Origin of the sequence: Oscillibacter sp. 1-3 (genome assembly GCF_000403435.2) — a bacterium.
In the GTDB taxonomy this organism is placed as follows: domain Bacteria; phylum Bacillota; class Clostridia; order Oscillospirales; family Oscillospiraceae; genus Oscillibacter.
Window position 1 is genome coordinate 438,673 of record NZ_KE159703.1, and the last position, 16,858, is coordinate 455,530.

Sequence of the window (16,858 nt, forward strand, 5' to 3'; positions counted from 1 at the left end):
GTGTTCGACATTTATCTGGCGAAAGCGGACCAGCCGGACAGCGCCGCCTGCGCGGAACTGTCCCTCCCCGCAACGCCCTATGAGATGCAGGACGCCTTTGACAAGCTCCGGCTGACAGAGGGCGAAATCCCGTACTGGGAGATCACAGGGTACCGTCAATTCGAGGAACTGTCCTCCGTTTTGAACGATACCTGCGGGCTGCAGGACCTGAACGCCCTGGCGCAGAAGCTGTCGGAGCTGGATGAACGGCAATGCACCGCCTTCGCAGGACTTCTGGCCATAGAACAGCGAAAAAATCAGCCCATCCCCATCTCAAGGCTGATTGACATCGCCCATAGCACGGATTGCTGTCATGTGGTGGATACGGCTCTGAACGACTTCCGGCTGGGCCAGTTCCTGGCGGAAAACGACTTCCTGCCGGAAGCTGTTGATCTGACAGACGAGGTGTTCGAGCTGCTGGACTTCGAGCGGATCGGGCGGGAACACCGTCAGGCGGAGGGCGGGGTCTTCGTGGAGCGCACCGCGGACCACCCCGGCAGCTATGTGGAACAGCACAGCGCACTGGCGGAGGTGTATAAGCCGCTGGATCTGGCACCCAAAAAACCGGATTATATATTCCGTGTCGGCGTGATTCACCACCCTGACGCCGTGCCCGGCGCAGATCCCACGAAGGAGGTTTTTCTAAATCTCCCCGCCGCAGAGGAAGAATTTCAAAAAGCAGAGGAGCAGCTGGGTGACACTGGCTGGCTCGGAACCGTATTTACCAGCTTTGATGGCGTTATACCCGGCATAGAGCAAATGCTCTATACAACCGAAGATCTGCCGGAGCTGAATCAGCTGTCAGAGAAGCTGTCCGGCATGGAACCGAAAGAATTGACCGCATACAAGGCCCTGCTGGAAGCCGCAAACTGCCGTGATCTTCTAAGCGCCTCCCTGCTGGCGGATTCGCTGGACAAGTACATTTTCTCTCCGCAGTACAGCTCCCCCATCGAAGTGGCGAAGGGGGAGCTTTCCACAATTCTCTGTGACCGGGAGGCGGAGATCATCACGCCCTATGTGAACCTGCATCAATACGGGCAGGCGCTGATCCGGAGCTACAATGGAGTGCTGACCGCCTACGGCCTGATTGAGCGGGTGGATGGGCAGCCGATTCAAGGCGTAGAAGAGAGCCCCACGCAGGGCGGAATGGAGATGAAGTGACATGGGAGAGTTTGATCATCTGCTGGACCTGCCCGGTACTCCCCAGGAACGGGCGTGGCTGGAGGAGCGGCTGGAGACACTGAGCGTCCGTGAGGGTTATGTCCGCGCTGCCGACTCTATGCGGCACCCGCCTGAAACCGCGGCTGAGGTTATCAACAGCATTCAGAATCTGTCCGGGTGCGAGATCCATCCGGCCGGCAGTTACGAGGAATTGGGCCGGTTCAGCCTGGGTCAGGCGTCCAAGCTGCCGGAGGAAGTCCTGCCGTATGTGGACTTCGACCATATCGGGCAGCAGTTTGAAAACGATCATCCCGGCCTGTTTATTGGGAGCTGCTATGTGGAATATCCGAAAGAGCCGCCGGAACCGGCCTACCGCGGAGAGGGCACCCCTCTGCCGGAGGACAGCGACTGGAGCGTCAAGCTGAGGCTGGCCTCTCCCGCTGTGCCGGAGGGGGTGTGGCTGCGGCTGCCGGATTATGACGGACAGACGCCGGAAAAATCCACCGAAGTCACACTTGCGCTGGAGGCACTGCGGGTCAAGTCTCTGGAGGACTGCACCCTGCTGGAGGCCCGGTGTATTCTCCCGGAAGCCGGGGACCTCATGGAACAGTACGACAGCGTTACGGAGCTGGTCAGGGACGGCGACAATCTTGGCTTCATTCTGGACGAGCAGGGGCAGGGCGAACCCCACTGGAGGGAAAAGTTCGCCGCCGCCCTGGGGTATGAGGGCTGTCATACTCTGAAATTCGCTCTGGATATCTCGCAGAATCTCTCATGCTACGAGTGGGTGCCCCGTGACGGTCTGAAAGAGTTTGCCGCGAAAAATCTCCGCTCCTACGGCGTATCGGAAGAGCTGATCCAATCCGGCAATATCCATCTGAAGGACTATGCGGAGGATCTGCTGGAGACCTCCGGATATATGGAGGCCAGCGGTGAGACCGGCTATCTGATCCGCAACAGCCGGGAATTTGTCCGCGAATACACCGCCCCGGAACAGGGCGGCATGACCATGCAATGAGTATACCGGCAATGAAAGGTGGTGGTGTCAAATGGGCACAGCCCATACCAGAGAAAAAGTGAATAAGTAAATCATTATAGGGGCCGTTTTCCGAAAGGGACAAACGGCCCCTTCTTTTTTTGCGCTCTTTTTCGGGAAACCGGCCCCGGAAAGGACAAAAAAATGCGGAAGAATCAACTGTTGGCCTACCTGAAGGGCGCCTGCTCCGGGCGGAGATATACCGTGAAAGGCGCCGAGCTGGAGCAGGTGCTTCACCTCAGCGGCACGGACCTGAGGAAGCTGGTAAACCGTCTGCGGCAGGATGGCGTCCCCGTCTGCAGCAGCCGGGACGGATACTTCTACGCCAGAACTGCCGGAGAGGTCTATACCACCATTCTCCAGCTCCAGGCCATGGTGCGGGGCCTGGAGGCGGCCATCCACGGCCTGGAGTCCGCGCTGGAACAGTTTGGAGAACCCTGCGGGGCCTCCGATGAAACCCGGCAGAGCGGCCCCGGCGGTGAGGAAGGGGGTGGCTGACATCGCAAGGCCAGTCATCCCATGGGTGGGCGGGAAGGAAAAGCTGGCACCCTATATCACCCAGGTCTTTCCGCCCAACATGAAGCAATATCTGGAGCCTTTCGGCGGCAGTGCCGCCGTACTGCTGAGTATGCCGCCCCGCCCCGGCAGGCTGGACATCTACAACGACCTGAATGTGGAACTCAGCAACCTCCATCTCTGCGTAAAAGAACGCTGCAACGCCCTGCTTCGGGAACTGCGCTTCCTCCCCATCCACTCCAGAGCGGTCTTTGAATTCTATAAGGACTTCGCCGCGCATAAGGAGATCACCCTTCGGAACATCCAGGAGGAGCTGGAGATCCTGGATGACCCGGCGTGCTTCACCCCGGAACAGGCCGCGGAGCTGCGGCCCATCTTCCAGGAGCGGCTGGAGCTCTATGACGTCCAGCGGGCGGCGGCCTATGTCATGCGGGTCCGGGGCAGCTTCAACGCCACTACCAACTCCTTCGCGGTTAAGGATCTGAACGTGTCCCGGTTCCTGTACCTCTTCATGTCCGCCTCTGAGCGGCTCCAGGACGTGGCGATTGAGAACAAGGACGCCATCGAGATCATCCGGGAGCGGGACGGCGTCAACAGGCTCACCTACTGTGACCCACCCTATTTCGGCGCGGAGCGGAGCTACGACATGGAGATCGCGGCGCAGTACCACACCCGGCTTCACCGGGTTCTGCACAAATGCCGGGGGCCTGTGGCGGTGTCCTACAACGATCACCACTTCATCCGCCGCCTGTATGACGACTTCTATATCCTGGCTTTCACACGGGACAATCCCATGGCGAAGCGGAGCGGCGCGCTGTACGGCGAACTGCTCATGACCAATTATGATCCCACTCCATTCCTGGCAGATCAGCTGACGCTGTTTGGCGGACAGGAGACGGAAAAGCTCCGGCTGGAGCTGGTGCATACCCCGAAAAAATCACTGATTAAACTTTAATATTGGAGGTTTCCTATGAATTCCCAGAAAATGACAAACTGTAAGAAGTACAACACGGCGGAGTCCGTCGGTCCCCTGTCCCTTCTCCTCACCTCCAGCGGCATGGAGCTCGGTACGCCTGTCGACATTCAAGCCTCCGAGGACGCCGCGGTGGTTTTGAGAGAGACGATGACGGCCGCGGAGCTGGTTGGGACCATCCAGTTCCTGCGGACAATTGCGACAAATCTCCTGATCCATCTGGCAAACACATGCGGCCCCTGTGACAACTGCAGCGCGGACTGTCCCTGCCTTCAGGGTGAGGATGAGTTTCCCATTCCGGACGCACTGCTGGAAGAGGCCGGTATTCCCAAGGGCGCCAAGCTGGACGTCTTCGCGGAGGAGGGCACGATCCATATCACCGCCGCGGAGGGACCGGACCTGCGGGATGTGCCGGAGGCTCTTCTGGAGATGTTCCGGCAGACGGGAATCTGTCTGGATGAGCTGGACGGTCTGATGCGGGAAAACGGGGTTATCTATGGCGGCTGATTTCCCCCATGTGTATCCCTATTCCCGGCAGGAAGCCCAGAGACGAAAAGAGGAGCGGCTGTACACGGATAGCTTCAAGACAAACGTCAGCTGCGCGAGGGCCGTCGAATGTGCTGTCCGGGACCATTGCAATGGAGCGGACGGAGACCTGACAGAGGGCTGCGCCTTGTCCGTGCTGGAGCAATACGGATTTAAGCGGGTGAACTTTGTCCTTGCCAATTCGATCTCACAGCTGGATGATCCGGACCAGATCAGCAGTGCGGTCCGCCAATGGGGACAGAGGACTTTCGTACCCCCGGACCGCAAATACAACATCTATTTCGCGGTGAATGCGGCAGCGCCGCGGCTGGAATCTTTTATCCGGCAGGCACAGGAGGCATATCGAGCCCTTGGCCTTTTCGGACCGGAGCACTGCACCGGTGACCGCCACGAGCAGGACTATGCCGGCAAGGTGCTGGTGATGAGTCCTGACACGCTCCGGGAGAGCTGCTGGGACCCCCGCAATCAGCTCTGGTACGGTGAGGGGGGCTTTGGCTGCACTCCTCACGCCAGAGGACAGGCAGTCTTTGCCACCTGCCTGGGAGACGGCGAGCAGACCCGCTGGAACCGCTCCGACTTTGCCGGCGTTCTGGATGAACAGTACCTGCCGGACTGGGCGCGGGAGAAGCTGGAGGAGCTTCGCGGCCTCCGGCAGGAACCGGAGCAGAGCGGCCCCATCATGGGCGGCATGGGTTGAGGAGGGATATCTGTGACGAGGATTGAGATCCACACATATCTTGCCAAAAAGGTAGAGGCAGCTTGGACGGCCTATGAGGAAGCCATGCTGCAGCGTCCCGCCCGCTCCGTCTTCGCCAAAGCGGCTGAGATCGATGCCGCCCGCACCTGCTTCGAGGAGCTGGTTCTGAACGCCAAAGCCTATCCGGACGACCTGCTGGAATATCTGCTGCGCTTTGATGATCCGCTGGAGGCCATGCGGGAGCAGTGGATTCAGGAACAGAATGCGGCCTGCAGCGAGACCTTCAAGCACGCCCTTCGGAGCCTGCGGGAACACGGCCCCGAGCCGGAAACCGTTCCCGCCACAGGCGGTATGACGCTAAAGTGACCCCATTTTATCCAGAATATTTTAAGGAGGAAACGACAATGAAACAGACCCCCACCCCGGCTCCCGTCCCCCAGCGGGAGATACTCCCCATGCAGGTGGATGTGAAGATCCACTCCCTCCACGCCAGCGGCCCCGTCCTGGCGGACGCCTCCGTCAACCTGAACGGCTGCTTCGCCGTCCGGGGCGTGAAGGTGGTGGACGGTAGCAACGGCCCCTTCGTCTCCATGCCCAGCTACAAGGGCAGGGACGGCTACAAGGACGTCTGCTTTCCCTGCACCAAGGAGTTCCACCAGCAGTTCCACCAGGCGGTGCTGGACGCCTACCAGCAGTCGCTGACGCAGCTTCCCCAGCGGCAGCAGGAAAACGGCGGGCAGAGCATGGACGCTCCTCCCGCCCCGGAAATGGGAATGTAAAGAGGAGGAAAAGAACATGAAAAGACTGACCACTGTCTGCGCCCTGGCCCTGGCGCTGACCATGGCCCTCGCTCCCGCCGCTCACGCGGCGGAGTGGGCCGACCCCGCCCAAGTGTGTTATCCCACCTCTGTTACCAGGAATGAGGACGGCACCGAGATCCGCAAGATCTATGACCTGTCCCCGGAGGACGATCCCGTCGGGATTCCCCGCTCGGACTTCCAGCAGGACGGGTACCATTATACGCTGGTGGATCTGCTGAAACAGGAGCTGCCGGAGCATGAGAGCCGCCAGCACACCGAAACGGTGACGCTGGAGAGCAAGAGCAAGGACATGGCCTCTGTGCTGGCCCTGCTGCCCCAGGAGAAGGAGTTCATCACCGAGGACGGCCTTGCCGGTATCCTGACCCTGCGGCTGGACACGGTGCAGGTGGAGCCTTCCGGCTATGCAAGCTCCACCAAGCAGGTCTCCACCACTCGGAGCTATCCCAACCTGGCTGGGCAGGATACCCAGTACATCCCCAAGACCATCCAGGACGGCGGGCGCACCCTGACTCTCCAGGACGTCAGCTGGCAGACGGACAACACCGGCAGTCTGGACGGCTATGCCCTGGGTGACCGCTACACCGCAGTGGCCACCTACACCGGCAGCGCCACCAGCAGCTATATCAAGGGGTACACCGTCTCTGCCGATTACACCGGCACCGTCAGCAGGATTGCGCTGAACAAGACCCGGTATGTGGCCATCTTCGAGGGTACGCCCCTCCAGCCGGCGGAACCCGCGGAGGAGATTTCGGATATCAACGCCTCCGCCTCCGGCTTCAACTGGCCGCTCCTGCTGGTGCCCCTGGGCCTCATCGCCGCAGCTGGCGGCGGCATCGGCATCGCTCTGTTCCTCAAGCGGCGCAATGAGCTGGCGGAGGGCAGCGATGGGGATGCCTGATCCCAGCCATACATTATAAAAGAAAGGGCTGACAAACACGATGAAGAAATTGACCATGCTGCTTCTGGCTCTGTCCATGGCGGCGTCTCTGGCCGTCCCCGCCAGCGCCGCCGGGCCCATGGAGTACACCTTTGACGGGACAGGAGACCCGGAGTACGGCAAGCCCACCTCCATTGAGGTAATCTACACCGCAGACGGCGGGGCCAGGAAGAATGAGGATGTGAGCAAGAATGCCGCCCTCGCGCCGCCCTCTTTCGGGAGTCCCAGCGCCGACACTCTGCACACCGGTACGCCGCTGACGCCCAATCTGGCCCCCGGCTATCAGCCGACTGCTGGAGCCGTTATCAACGGCAGCTCCGCCGTGATCCAGTCCCCCGCCATGGGCGGCGGGGCGGCCTCCGGTGCCGGGGCGCTCTATGTTCCCGGCTCCTCCACCGTGACGGTGACCGATCCCGGCAGCACTTCCAGCGGCTACACGGAGGTGACGGACGACCTCTACTACAGAGGCGGGCATCTCGGCACACTGGAGATCCCCGCCATTGATTTGGAGGTGAAGATCTACCAGGGCACGGACAGCAGGACCCTGGCAAAGGGTGTGGGCCACTTTACGGAGACCTCCATCTGGGCTGGAAATGTTGGACTGGCCGCGCACAACCGGGGGACCAATTCCTACTTCGGTCAGATCCACACCCTGGAGGCCGGAGACAGGATCACCCTGACCACCAAACTGGGGACCCGGACCTATGAGGTGACCTCTGTGGCCAAGGTCAGCGAGACGGACCGGAGCAGTCTCACTGACACGCGGGACAACTGTCTGACGCTGTACACCTGCGTCCGGAACGAGCGGGATCTCCGCTGGTGTGTCCGTGCGGTGGAGATTTCCTGACTATGTAATCTGCTTCGTTTTTACCTTTCTTTTTCTACCTCTCCTCTTCCGCTTTCCCATAGCTTTCAACCCCTCTTTGGGGTATGATGTGGGCAGGAAAAGATCAAGGAGGCGCAGAGAATGAAAAAGAGAGACCTCGGGACCCTGGCCGTTGGCATGGCGCTTGGCGCTGTGCTGACCGGCGGCGCGGCTGCCGCGGGCGTGATGGCGGAGCCCAGCTGGCAGAACATTTATGTAGACGGCCATCAGGTACACATGACCGCCTACAACATCGCGGGCAACAACTTCGTCAAGCTCCGGGACATCGGAAAAGAGGTGGGTTTCAATGTCTACTGGGCCAACGGCGTTCAGGTGGACAGCAGCTCCCCTTACACCGGAGAGGCCCCGACCCAAACGCCTCCGCCCACAGCGGCGCAGGCGGTCCGGGTGAGCAGCTACAAGGGAGATACCCTGAACACGGGAGACCGCAGCGGGCTCATCATTAGCCCCAGCGGGGCGGCCTATACGGTGACCTCCAGCGATCCGGCGGTCATCGCAGTTGAAAAGGTATCCGGGAGCTGGGTCGCCGTGGCGAAGTCAGCCGGGACCGCCACGGTCACCGCCAGAAGCAGCTCTGGAGAGACCGGCCAGCTCACGCTGACTGTGACCGGCGGCACAGCGGGCGAACAGCCCTCCGCACCAGAGGGCGGGATTGACCTGTCCGCCAATATGGAGGTCCGGCAGGAGATGGTCCGCCTCATCAACCAGGTGCGCCGGGAAAACGGCGTGGCGGAGCTGGAGGTAAATGAGGCCCTGATGAATGCCGCCCAGGACTGTGCCGCCCACCAGATGCGGAATCACAGCCTGTATGAATGGCAGGTACTGCGGGATTACGGCTGGCCTTATGGCGGCGGATTTAACCTGACCTGCTTCACGGCCAGCGGGTATCACTACGCCGCGCAGACAGCAGTCTTTAACTGGGTCAATTCCTCCGGGCACTTCCAAACGATGATACGGGAAGATGCCACTTGCCTCGGTACTGGCGTCTACCTATCCGGCGGCACAGCCTACTGCTACATGGTGGTAGGCGATCCCAATGCGTACAGCCCTCTATAACCTAACATTCGATCCACGCAATTAAGAAAAGCCTTTCAGCAGATGCTGAGGGGCTTTTCTTTTTGCAAAAGCACATGAAAGGACGTTATTTTTATGAAAAAACGAACCCATTTTCTATGGACACGCATGACGGCCATGCTTTTGGCATTGGTCTGTGTCCTCGGTCTGTTCCCCTCGCAGGCCATGGCCGCGGGAGACACGATCAAGCTGGACCGCTTTGGAATGTCCGGTGTGTCCTATGAATCCGCGGCTCTTGGCCGCTGTTCCCTGCATCAGATGTACTACGCCGATGGAAGCAAGACGACCACCGGATTCTGCGGCACCAAGGGCGGCGGCATGGGGCAGTCTCTGCTGGGTCAAACCTGGGGACATAAAACGACCCTCTCCGATCCCACGGTATCCATGATGATGGCGTACTATTATGCCCACTCCACTGGCGTATTTACCGATCAGGCCGAGGCTCTGGGCGTGAACACCATCTGGGATGACGGCTATACCTGGTATATGAACGCCTGGGTACAAGCTATCATCTGGCGGTACAAGCAGGGCAGTCTCGGCGATCCCGTGGTGGGGTGTGCTGAGGAACTCATGGCTGTCTATAACTCTCTTGAGGGTACTCACTTTACCAGCATTGACGATGAGAGGGACGGCTCCTCCTTCCGGGACCGGACGCAATATATTATTGACCTTGGCAATCAGGGCGTCTGGGGAGACTGCGCGGTCTATGAGTATACCTTCACCGGCGCGGGAAGCTCCACCCATCCTGCCAGTTCCGTGCAGAAGGTCATCCTCGGTGAGCTGTCTGTAGATCATGAAACACAGGACGATTACTCCCTGATTATCAGGAAAGTGGATTCTACCAATCCCACCAAGGGCCTGCAGGGAGCGGAGTTCCATGTGCAGGCGGAAAACGGCTCCTTCTCCAGGGATGTGGTGACTGGGCCGGATGGAACCTGCCGGCTGGACGGCCTCACCGCAAATACCTACGCCGTGACCGAGACCAAGGCGCCGTATGGCTATGAGATCGACAACGCCGGCCCGGAATATGTGGTTCTGCCCAACGGCTTCAGTAGCACCGTGACCGTCACCTTTACGGACACCCCGCCCGCCACCGGCGAGGGCACGATCCGCAAAGTGGACGCGGACGACCCCTCCACGGGTCTGGCCGGGGCGGTCATCAAGATCACCGGTGTAGACAACAACTTTGTGGGCACCTACACCACCGGCGTGGGCGGCTATCTCACCGATGTGCCCTGGGATCAGATGCCCGTGGGAAGCTATACCGCGGAGGAGGTCACCCCGCCGGAGGGGTACAGTCTGAGCCCGGATGTCAGCAAGACCAAGCAGACCTTCGTCTGGGATGGCAAGACCGATATTGCCCTCATTTTTGAAAACGACGCCCGTGTCAAAATTCGGCTGCTGAAACTGGACGACAGCGGCAATCCCCTGCCCGGCGCGGTGTTCAACGTCTTGAAAGATGGCCAGATCATCGCTAGTGAGGAGACAAAGGCGGATGGCAGTATCACCATCACAAACGTGACGGAGGGAATGTACGCTTTTGTTGAGGTAAGCGCCCCGGCTCCTTTTGCCAGACTGCGGGAGCCGGTCATCGCCCATGTGGATCAGGCCGTCATCAACGGCGGCGGCACTGTCACCGTGACGGCTGCCGACAAGCGGCTGCCTAATTTGACGATTCTGAAGCGGGACAAGCAGACCGGCGGCGTGATCCCCAACACCCATTTTGAGGTCAAGGGCATTCATTTTGGGTTCCACCAGGATGTAGAGACCGGCCCGGATGGCAAGGCGGTCCTCACTGGTATCCCCGTTGACTCGTATACGGTAACGGAAAAGAGTGTCCCGGACCCGTGGGTCGTTGGCGATGAGCCGACGCAGACAATCTGGCTGGGTGCCGGGGATGACAAGGAGCTGATCTATGACAACCTCAAGCAGCCCCTGCTCACGCTCAGGAAAATTGACGCGGACAGCCAGACCCCGATCCCCAAAACCGTCCTGACCGTCAAGGCCCTGGACGGCACGTATCAGGACGATTGGACCACCGGGCCGGACGGCACCGTCTCCCTCCGTGTTGCTCCCGGCACCTATCAGATCACGGAAAAATCCGTTCCGTCGCCCTACTACCTCCCCGACAAGGACGCGGACAGGGTACAGATCATCACCCTCAGTCCCGGCGATGAAAAGACGGTGGTTTTCCGTAACCGCAAGGCCCCGGAATTGACCGTTTTCAAGGAGAATTCCATCACTGGGGAGCCGATTGAACACGCTAAATTCCATGTCGTCTACACCAGTAATGGCGAGGCTGCGGAGGCCCCCGCCACCATCGACTACGGCGAGGTTTTCACGGACTCCAGAGGTGAGATCCGGGTCCATGAGCTGGGCAAGCGGCTGTATCCCGGCGAATTCACCATCACGGAGCTGGAGCCCGCTGACGGTTTCCAGCTCAAGGAACCCCTCATCCAGACGGTCATTATCCACGGAAATGAGAGCAAGACCGTCCGTTTCCAAAATACGCCTCTCTCGGCACTCGTGGTCTGGAAGTATGATTCCGTCACTGGCGAGCCGGTTGAGGGCGCTATTTTCCAGGTCCGCTATATGTCCGGCACCAGCGGCTCCGGCGGCACGGTGATCGGCACCTACAAGACCGGCCCTGGAGGCAGTTTCACCATCAACCGCCTGAAAGCGGGCGCCTACACCGTGGAGGAGCTGGCCAGCGACGGCGACCACGTCATGGACACCGCCCCGCAGACGGCCTATATCTCCGGCAAGGAGCAGGACGTGGTGCAGCTCTACTTCGGCAACAGTCCCAAGGGCGCAATTTTGATCAAGAAAATTTCGGCCGCCGACCATTCGCCTTTAAGTGACTGCGAGTTTTTTATCACGGACAGCCACGGGACCATGCTGGGCGACGCCAACGGCAAGTTCGTGACGGACTCCGCGGGCACCATCCTGATCTCCAATGTAGACCCCGGCACCACCATTGTGGCTCGTGAAACCAGAGCAAAGGAAAATTACATCCTGGACGACGTGCCCCAGACCGCCACGATCAAGGCGGGGCAGACGGTAACCCTGGAGTTCCGCAACCAGCCCAAGGGGTCTGTCACGCTCTACAAGTACAGCAGTCTGGACCGCCGGACCCCCTTGGAGGGCGTGGGCTTCAAAATCACCTTTGCCAATGGGCAGGTGGTGGACAACATTGGCGGGAAGCTGTCCAGCAATGGCATCTATTATACAGATGCCGAGGGCCAGATTAACATCAGCGGTGTGACCGGGACACTGGTATTTACTGAGGTTTCCACAATCCCTGGCTACCTGATTGATGAAAACCGCAAGAGCCAGACCATTGTGGTGAATCCCGATGACCACCAGAGCGTCTACTTCTACAACCAGCCCATTGGGTCCATCGTGGTCAAGAAAATGAGCAGCACCACGAAGGAGCCTTTGAGCGACGTCGTGATCCGCATCACCCGGGCGGATGGAACTGTCGTGGGCGAATCCAACGGCGAGTTCCGAACGGACGAAAACGGCTTTATTAAGGTGGACGTGGAACCCGGCAGCTATATCGTGCAGGAGGTAAAAAGCAAGCCCGGATTCCTGCTGGACGACACCCCGAAAACGATTGAAGTCAAGGGACCCGGCACCTACAATATCGAGCTGTTCAACCAGCCCCTGGGGTCCCTGGTGATCCACAAGTACAGCAGCCTGGACCGCAAGACGCCGCTGGCAGGTGTACAGTTCAAGGTCAGCTACGCCCCCGGCTGCGTGGTAGACGATGAAAACGGAAAAATTTCCTCCAACGGCGTCTACTACACCGGACCTGACGGAACCATCACGATCAACGGCATTGTGGGCACTGTGACTGTGACAGAGCAGGCCACAATCCCCGGCTACACCATCGACCCGGAGACCCGGAGCCAGACGGTTGTTGTGCGCCCGGATGACCGGCAGGAGCTCTATTTTTACAACAGCCCGAAAAATACCCTCATTATCGAAAAGTACATTGAGGAGGAGGGTAGTGAGCACAAGCCCCTGAAGGGTGTGACTTTCCTGGTCACCGATTCTTCCGGAGCCGTGGTCGGCAGCAGCAACGGCGAGTTTGTGAGCGGCGACGATGGCCGGGTGGTAATCGCCGGCGTGGAGCCGGGGTCCACCATCTCCGTGCGGGAGATCAAGGTACCCGATGGCGTGGTGCTGGATGGCATCCCCAAGACCATCAAAATCAGTGACGACGGAGCCAATATCCTCCGCTTCTACAACAAAAAGACGGGCTATCTCGTGGTTCGGAAGCTGGATAAAATCAGCAAGGAGCCTTTGAGCAACGTTCAGTTTGAATTGACCTACGCCGAGGGCGGCTATGTGGACGACGCCAACGGGCACCTGTCCTCCAAGGGCCTGTACACTACAAATGCCAATGGTGAGATTCGTGTCCCCGTGGTGGGCACCGTCGTGGTGAAGGAGGTCAAGACCCTCCCCACCCATATCATCGACGAGGCCACCCGCATCCAGAGTGTCACAGTGAATCCGGCGGATACGCAGACTTTGGTGGTGTATAACGAGCCTCTCTGCTCCTTGACGCTCACGAAAAAGGATGCGATTACTGGAAAGCCCGTGCCCAACACCGAGTTCACATTGCGGGACGGCGATGGCAATGTTCTGGGCCGCTACACTACCGGCCAGGATGGAACTGTAACGGTGACAGGCCTGATTCCCAACTCCACTGTTGTGGTGGTGGAATCCAGAGTGCCCTCCAATTATGTCCTCGATCCCACGCCCCATGTCATCACGGTCCGCAACGGCAGCAACAGCAGCATGATCACCGGCTCCAGCAGCGGTGGGACCTCCGGCGGAGGAAATGACGTAGTCGTGGAGAACATCCCCAAGACCACCCTCACCATTGAGAAGTATCTGGAGACGGAGACCGGGAATCAGCCCCTCAAGGGGGTCACTTTCCTGGTAACCGATTCCAGCGGCGCTGTGGTCGGCCCTGACAATGGTGAGTACATCACCGATGAAAATGGCCGCATTGTGATCCCCAATCTGGAGCCGGGCATCACCGTCACCGCCAGAGAGATCAAGGTCCCTGACGGCATAGTGCTGGACTCTGCCCCCAAGAGCATTGAGATCAAGGGCGGCATCGGTGGGCAGACCCTCCGCTTTGTCAACAAGGCAACCGGGTATCTCGTGATCAGGAAACTGGATAAGCTGACTTCCAAGCCGTTGGCCGAAGTGGAGTTCAAATTGAGCTGCGCCTCCGGCGAGTATGTGGACGACGCATACGGGCATCTGTCCTCCCTGGGTCTGTATAGGACGGACGCCAACGGAGAGATCCGGGTGCCTGTTGTTGGAACAGTGGTCATTGAGGAGACCAAGCCCCTGCCCAATTACACCGTTGACCCCGGCACCAAGCGGCAGGTAGTTACCGTTCGCCCCGCGGACACCCAGACCATCACCGTGTATAACACTCCCATCGGCGGTTTGGAGCTCATCAAGGTCAACGAGGCCGACAAAACCCAGCGCATTCCCAACACCACTTTTGAGATCCGGAAGATGGACGGCGGGCTGGTTGATACTGTCACTACCGGTGAGGATGGCCGCGTCCATGTGGATCTGGACGCCGGGAACTATTGCGCGGTGGAGACCGAGGCGGGCAAGGGGTTCCAGGTGGACGGCACACCCCATTATTTTACCATTGAAGACGGCAAAACCACGACCCTGACCGTGACCAACAGGGCTTTCAGCGGCATTCTGATCCACAAGATCGATTCCGCCAGCAAGGCTGGGATCTGTGGGGTGACCTTCCTCCTCTATGATGCCAGCAAGAATCCCATTGGGCAGTACACCAGCGATGATAAGGGGTACGTTTATATCGACGACCTGCCCGGCTCCGGGCGGTACTACCTGCGGGAACTGGAGAATGACGGCTATCTGGTGGATACCCAGCTGAAGACGGTCTATGTCACCGATGGCACCACCACCGAGATCACCTGGGAGAATACCGCTGTCACCGGACAAATCCAGATTACCAAGACCAGCGCCGATTACAACTCCATGAATGGCTGGCCCGCCGGTACTCCGATCCCCGGCACGGAGTTTGAGATCTACCACTACCGCACCGGCAATCTGGTGGATACGGTCAGAACAGACAAGAACGGCCTGGCCGTGTCTAAGCCCCTGCCTCTGGGCCGGTACAAGGTGGTGGAATCCAAGGCCGCGGAGTTCTACGGCATCGACCAAACGCCTATTGAGGTGGAGATCGAGTACGCCGGTCAGATTGTCAAGGCAGCCATGACCAACAAGGCTCTGTACACCAACGTCAGCATCAAGAAGACAGGCTTTGTGGAGGTCATGCCCGGCCAGCAGATCCGCTATGATTTCAGCGGCATCGCCAACAACTCCACCACCGCCCTCACCAGTTTCTACTGGAGAGATACCCTGCCCAACGCGGTGCGTCTGGACAAGATTGTCACAGGGACTTACAACGTACAGGGGAATTACAAGATCGTGTACAAAACGAACCTGAACGGCGAGTACCGCACCATGTACGACAATCTGAACACCCAGCAGAACAACGTGCTGGATGCCTCTCCCGCCGCTCTGGGTCTGGCCTCCAATGAGTATGTCACCGAGTTCATGCTCTCCTTCGGCGTCGTTCCCGGCAATTTCCGGCAGGTGGAGGCCCCGAGGGTGTACTGCAATGTGGTGTCCTGGCTCACCGGAGGTACCCAGTTCGTCAACCAGGCGGACGTGGGCGGCGTCTACAATGGGCAGTGGATCATGGCCACCAGCCGGTGGGTCACCAGAGTCTATAAGCCCGCCAGGCCCCTGCCCCGCACCGGCTATTGAGCAATTCCATCTGTGTTAAGAGAGGAGCCGTCCGAAAGGGCGGCTCCTCTCCCTGTATCTGGAGGTGAGAATTTGAAAACAGAGGGAAAAAACCGATTTCAATTGGAAAGCCTCCGTCAGTTTGTACTGGATGGGAAGCCGCTGAGTGCGGAGGTGTTTTGCGGTGCGATGGCTGGTATGTTTCCTAATGTGAAAGAGGAAGCGATCCAGCCGTGGCTCGAATTCGTGGATGAGATTACTCAGAGCGGCCAGTATGTTGACTTCCAGGAGGAACCGGACCTGGAGACTGCCAAAGCCCACTGGTACGATACCCTCCTGGCTGGCTTTTGCCAGCTCAAAGCCGAGCATGGGGAATCCTCCGCCGCGAGAACGCTGGAGCTGGGACTGGAGCGTCTTTGCCTGTACCCCTATGAGCTGGAGGAGGCCACGGTACAGCTCGGTCAGGGGGCCAGCCTGGAAAAGCTGGGACAGATGATGCGGGACGGCTTTCTGGAAAGCGAAACAGCGCAGTTCCCGAAGCTGCGGGATGTGCTTGGGTTAGACGCCTCGGCTCAAAGTCCGCAAATGAATATGAACTTTTAATAGGGAGGAAAACCGACATGAAGTTTAAGAAGATGATCCGTATCCTCGCCATCGCCATGATGGTGGCGGCTCTCTGCTGCGCCCCCGCCCTCGCCGCGGGGGATGTCGCCGCAGCTGTGGAGAGCACCTGGAAGGGCGCCGCCACGCAGATCAAAACCGTGGTGGAGAAAGTGGTCTTCCCGGCGCTGGATATGATCCTCGCCATCGCTTTCTTCACTAAATTGGGCATGGCGTATTTTGATTATCGGAAGCACGGACAGTTCGAGTGGACCGGCCCGGTGATCCTCTTCGCCTGCCTGGTGTTCACCCTCACCGCCCCGTCCTATATCTGGGGCATCATCGGCATCTGACGATGCCGGAAAATGACTTTCTGGCAGGAATTGCAGACGGTCATCAGGGTGCGGTACCCGGACGCAGTCTGTCTCGGAGGCGCCTGCTATCTCCGCTTGAATGGCGGAAATCTGGCGAAAGTGGAATCCGCCTCCAGCGGCGGCTATTATGACGGACTCCGGCTGACCGTGCTGAACCGTCTGTCCGGCCCGGTGGACACCGTATCGCTCCGCTCCTGGGATCTGCCCCATCGCAAGGGGAGCGAATCCAAGCGCGGAGAAGACGCTGGGTGGGATGTCTGCCGTCCATCGCCGGATATTGGCGCGCTCTGGGAGCTGGCGGAGAAATACCTGTGCCTATTCCGGGAGCCGGACTCAGAAATGAGGTGATCAATCATATTTATCTTTGACTTCGTAGCCT

At 59.3% G+C, this 16,858-nt stretch carries 15 protein-coding genes; all 15 read left to right on the forward strand.

The window, feature by feature from the left end:
• The 15 genes from C816_RS02105 to C816_RS02175 all read left to right on the forward strand — a co-directional run bounded on the left by C816_RS02105 (position 1) and on the right by C816_RS02175 (position 16,827).
• On the forward strand, positions 1-1,200 hold the full coding sequence (locus tag C816_RS02105; protein WP_242832128.1) for an antirestriction protein ArdA: 1,200 nt from the start codon (positions 1-3) through the stop codon (positions 1,198-1,200).
• Between the two features lies 1 nt (position 1,201).
• Complete coding sequence (locus C816_RS02110; RefSeq protein ID WP_016320754.1) at positions 1,202-2,218, forward strand: hypothetical protein; 1,017 nt, start codon at positions 1,202-1,204, stop codon at positions 2,216-2,218.
• A gap of 162 nt (positions 2,219-2,380) precedes the next feature.
• Positions 2,381-2,734 carry a helix-turn-helix domain-containing protein gene (locus tag C816_RS02115; protein WP_016320755.1) on the forward strand — a complete coding sequence of 118 codons (354 nt, stop codon included), beginning with the start codon at positions 2,381-2,383 and terminating at the stop codon, positions 2,732-2,734.
• Positions 2,727-3,707 (forward strand): DNA adenine methylase, encoded by a 981-nt coding sequence (locus C816_RS02120; RefSeq protein ID WP_016320756.1) that lies wholly within the window; start codon positions 2,727-2,729, stop codon positions 3,705-3,707. Before C816_RS02115 ends, C816_RS02120 begins: the two co-directional genes overlap by 8 nt.
• Before the next feature lie 15 nt (positions 3,708-3,722).
• Positions 3,723-4,232, forward strand: a complete 510-nt coding sequence (locus C816_RS02125) for a hypothetical protein (RefSeq protein ID WP_016320757.1) — start codon at positions 3,723-3,725, stop codon at positions 4,230-4,232.
• The gene (locus tag C816_RS02130) at positions 4,222-4,968 is read left to right on the forward strand and encodes a DUF3849 domain-containing protein (protein WP_016320758.1); all 747 of its coding nucleotides are present in this window, start codon (positions 4,222-4,224) and stop codon (positions 4,966-4,968) included. Before C816_RS02125 ends, C816_RS02130 begins: the two co-directional genes overlap by 11 nt.
• 12 nt (positions 4,969-4,980) lie before the next feature.
• Entirely contained in the window at positions 4,981-5,334 is a 354-nt protein-coding gene (locus tag C816_RS02135) for a hypothetical protein (protein ID WP_016320759.1), read from the forward strand.
• Positions 5,335-5,372: 38 nt separating this feature from the next.
• Positions 5,373-5,747 (forward strand): SpoVG family protein, encoded by a 375-nt coding sequence (locus tag C816_RS02140; protein WP_016320760.1) that lies wholly within the window; start codon positions 5,373-5,375, stop codon positions 5,745-5,747.
• 16 nt (positions 5,748-5,763) lie between these two features.
• Positions 5,764-6,687: a hypothetical protein gene (locus C816_RS02145; RefSeq protein ID WP_016320761.1), complete on the forward strand. Its 924-nt coding sequence runs from the start codon at positions 5,764-5,766 to the stop codon at positions 6,685-6,687.
• 40 nt (positions 6,688-6,727) lie between these two features.
• Positions 6,728-7,573: a class D sortase gene (locus C816_RS02150; protein WP_016320762.1), complete on the forward strand. Its 846-nt coding sequence runs from the start codon at positions 6,728-6,730 to the stop codon at positions 7,571-7,573.
• A gap of 120 nt (positions 7,574-7,693) precedes the next feature.
• A complete protein-coding gene (locus C816_RS02155) occupies positions 7,694-8,668 on the forward strand; it encodes a CAP domain-containing protein (protein WP_016320763.1) in 975 nt (324 codons plus the stop codon).
• 93 nt (positions 8,669-8,761) lie between these two features.
• Entirely contained in the window at positions 8,762-15,526 is a 6,765-nt protein-coding gene (locus tag C816_RS02160; protein WP_016320764.1) for a SpaA isopeptide-forming pilin-related protein, read from the forward strand.
• Positions 15,527-15,703: 177 nt separating this feature from the next.
• Positions 15,704-16,108 (forward strand): hypothetical protein, encoded by a 405-nt coding sequence (locus C816_RS02165; protein ID WP_242832090.1) that lies wholly within the window; start codon positions 15,704-15,706, stop codon positions 16,106-16,108.
• Positions 16,109-16,125: 17 nt separating this feature from the next.
• The gene (locus C816_RS02170; protein WP_016320766.1) at positions 16,126-16,458 is read left to right on the forward strand and encodes a DUF3852 domain-containing protein; all 333 of its coding nucleotides are present in this window, start codon (positions 16,126-16,128) and stop codon (positions 16,456-16,458) included.
• A 12-nt stretch (positions 16,459-16,470) separates the two neighbouring features.
• Positions 16,471-16,827: a hypothetical protein gene (locus C816_RS02175; protein ID WP_016320767.1), complete on the forward strand. Its 357-nt coding sequence runs from the start codon at positions 16,471-16,473 to the stop codon at positions 16,825-16,827.
• The last annotated feature ends 31 nt before the right edge of the window (positions 16,828-16,858 follow it).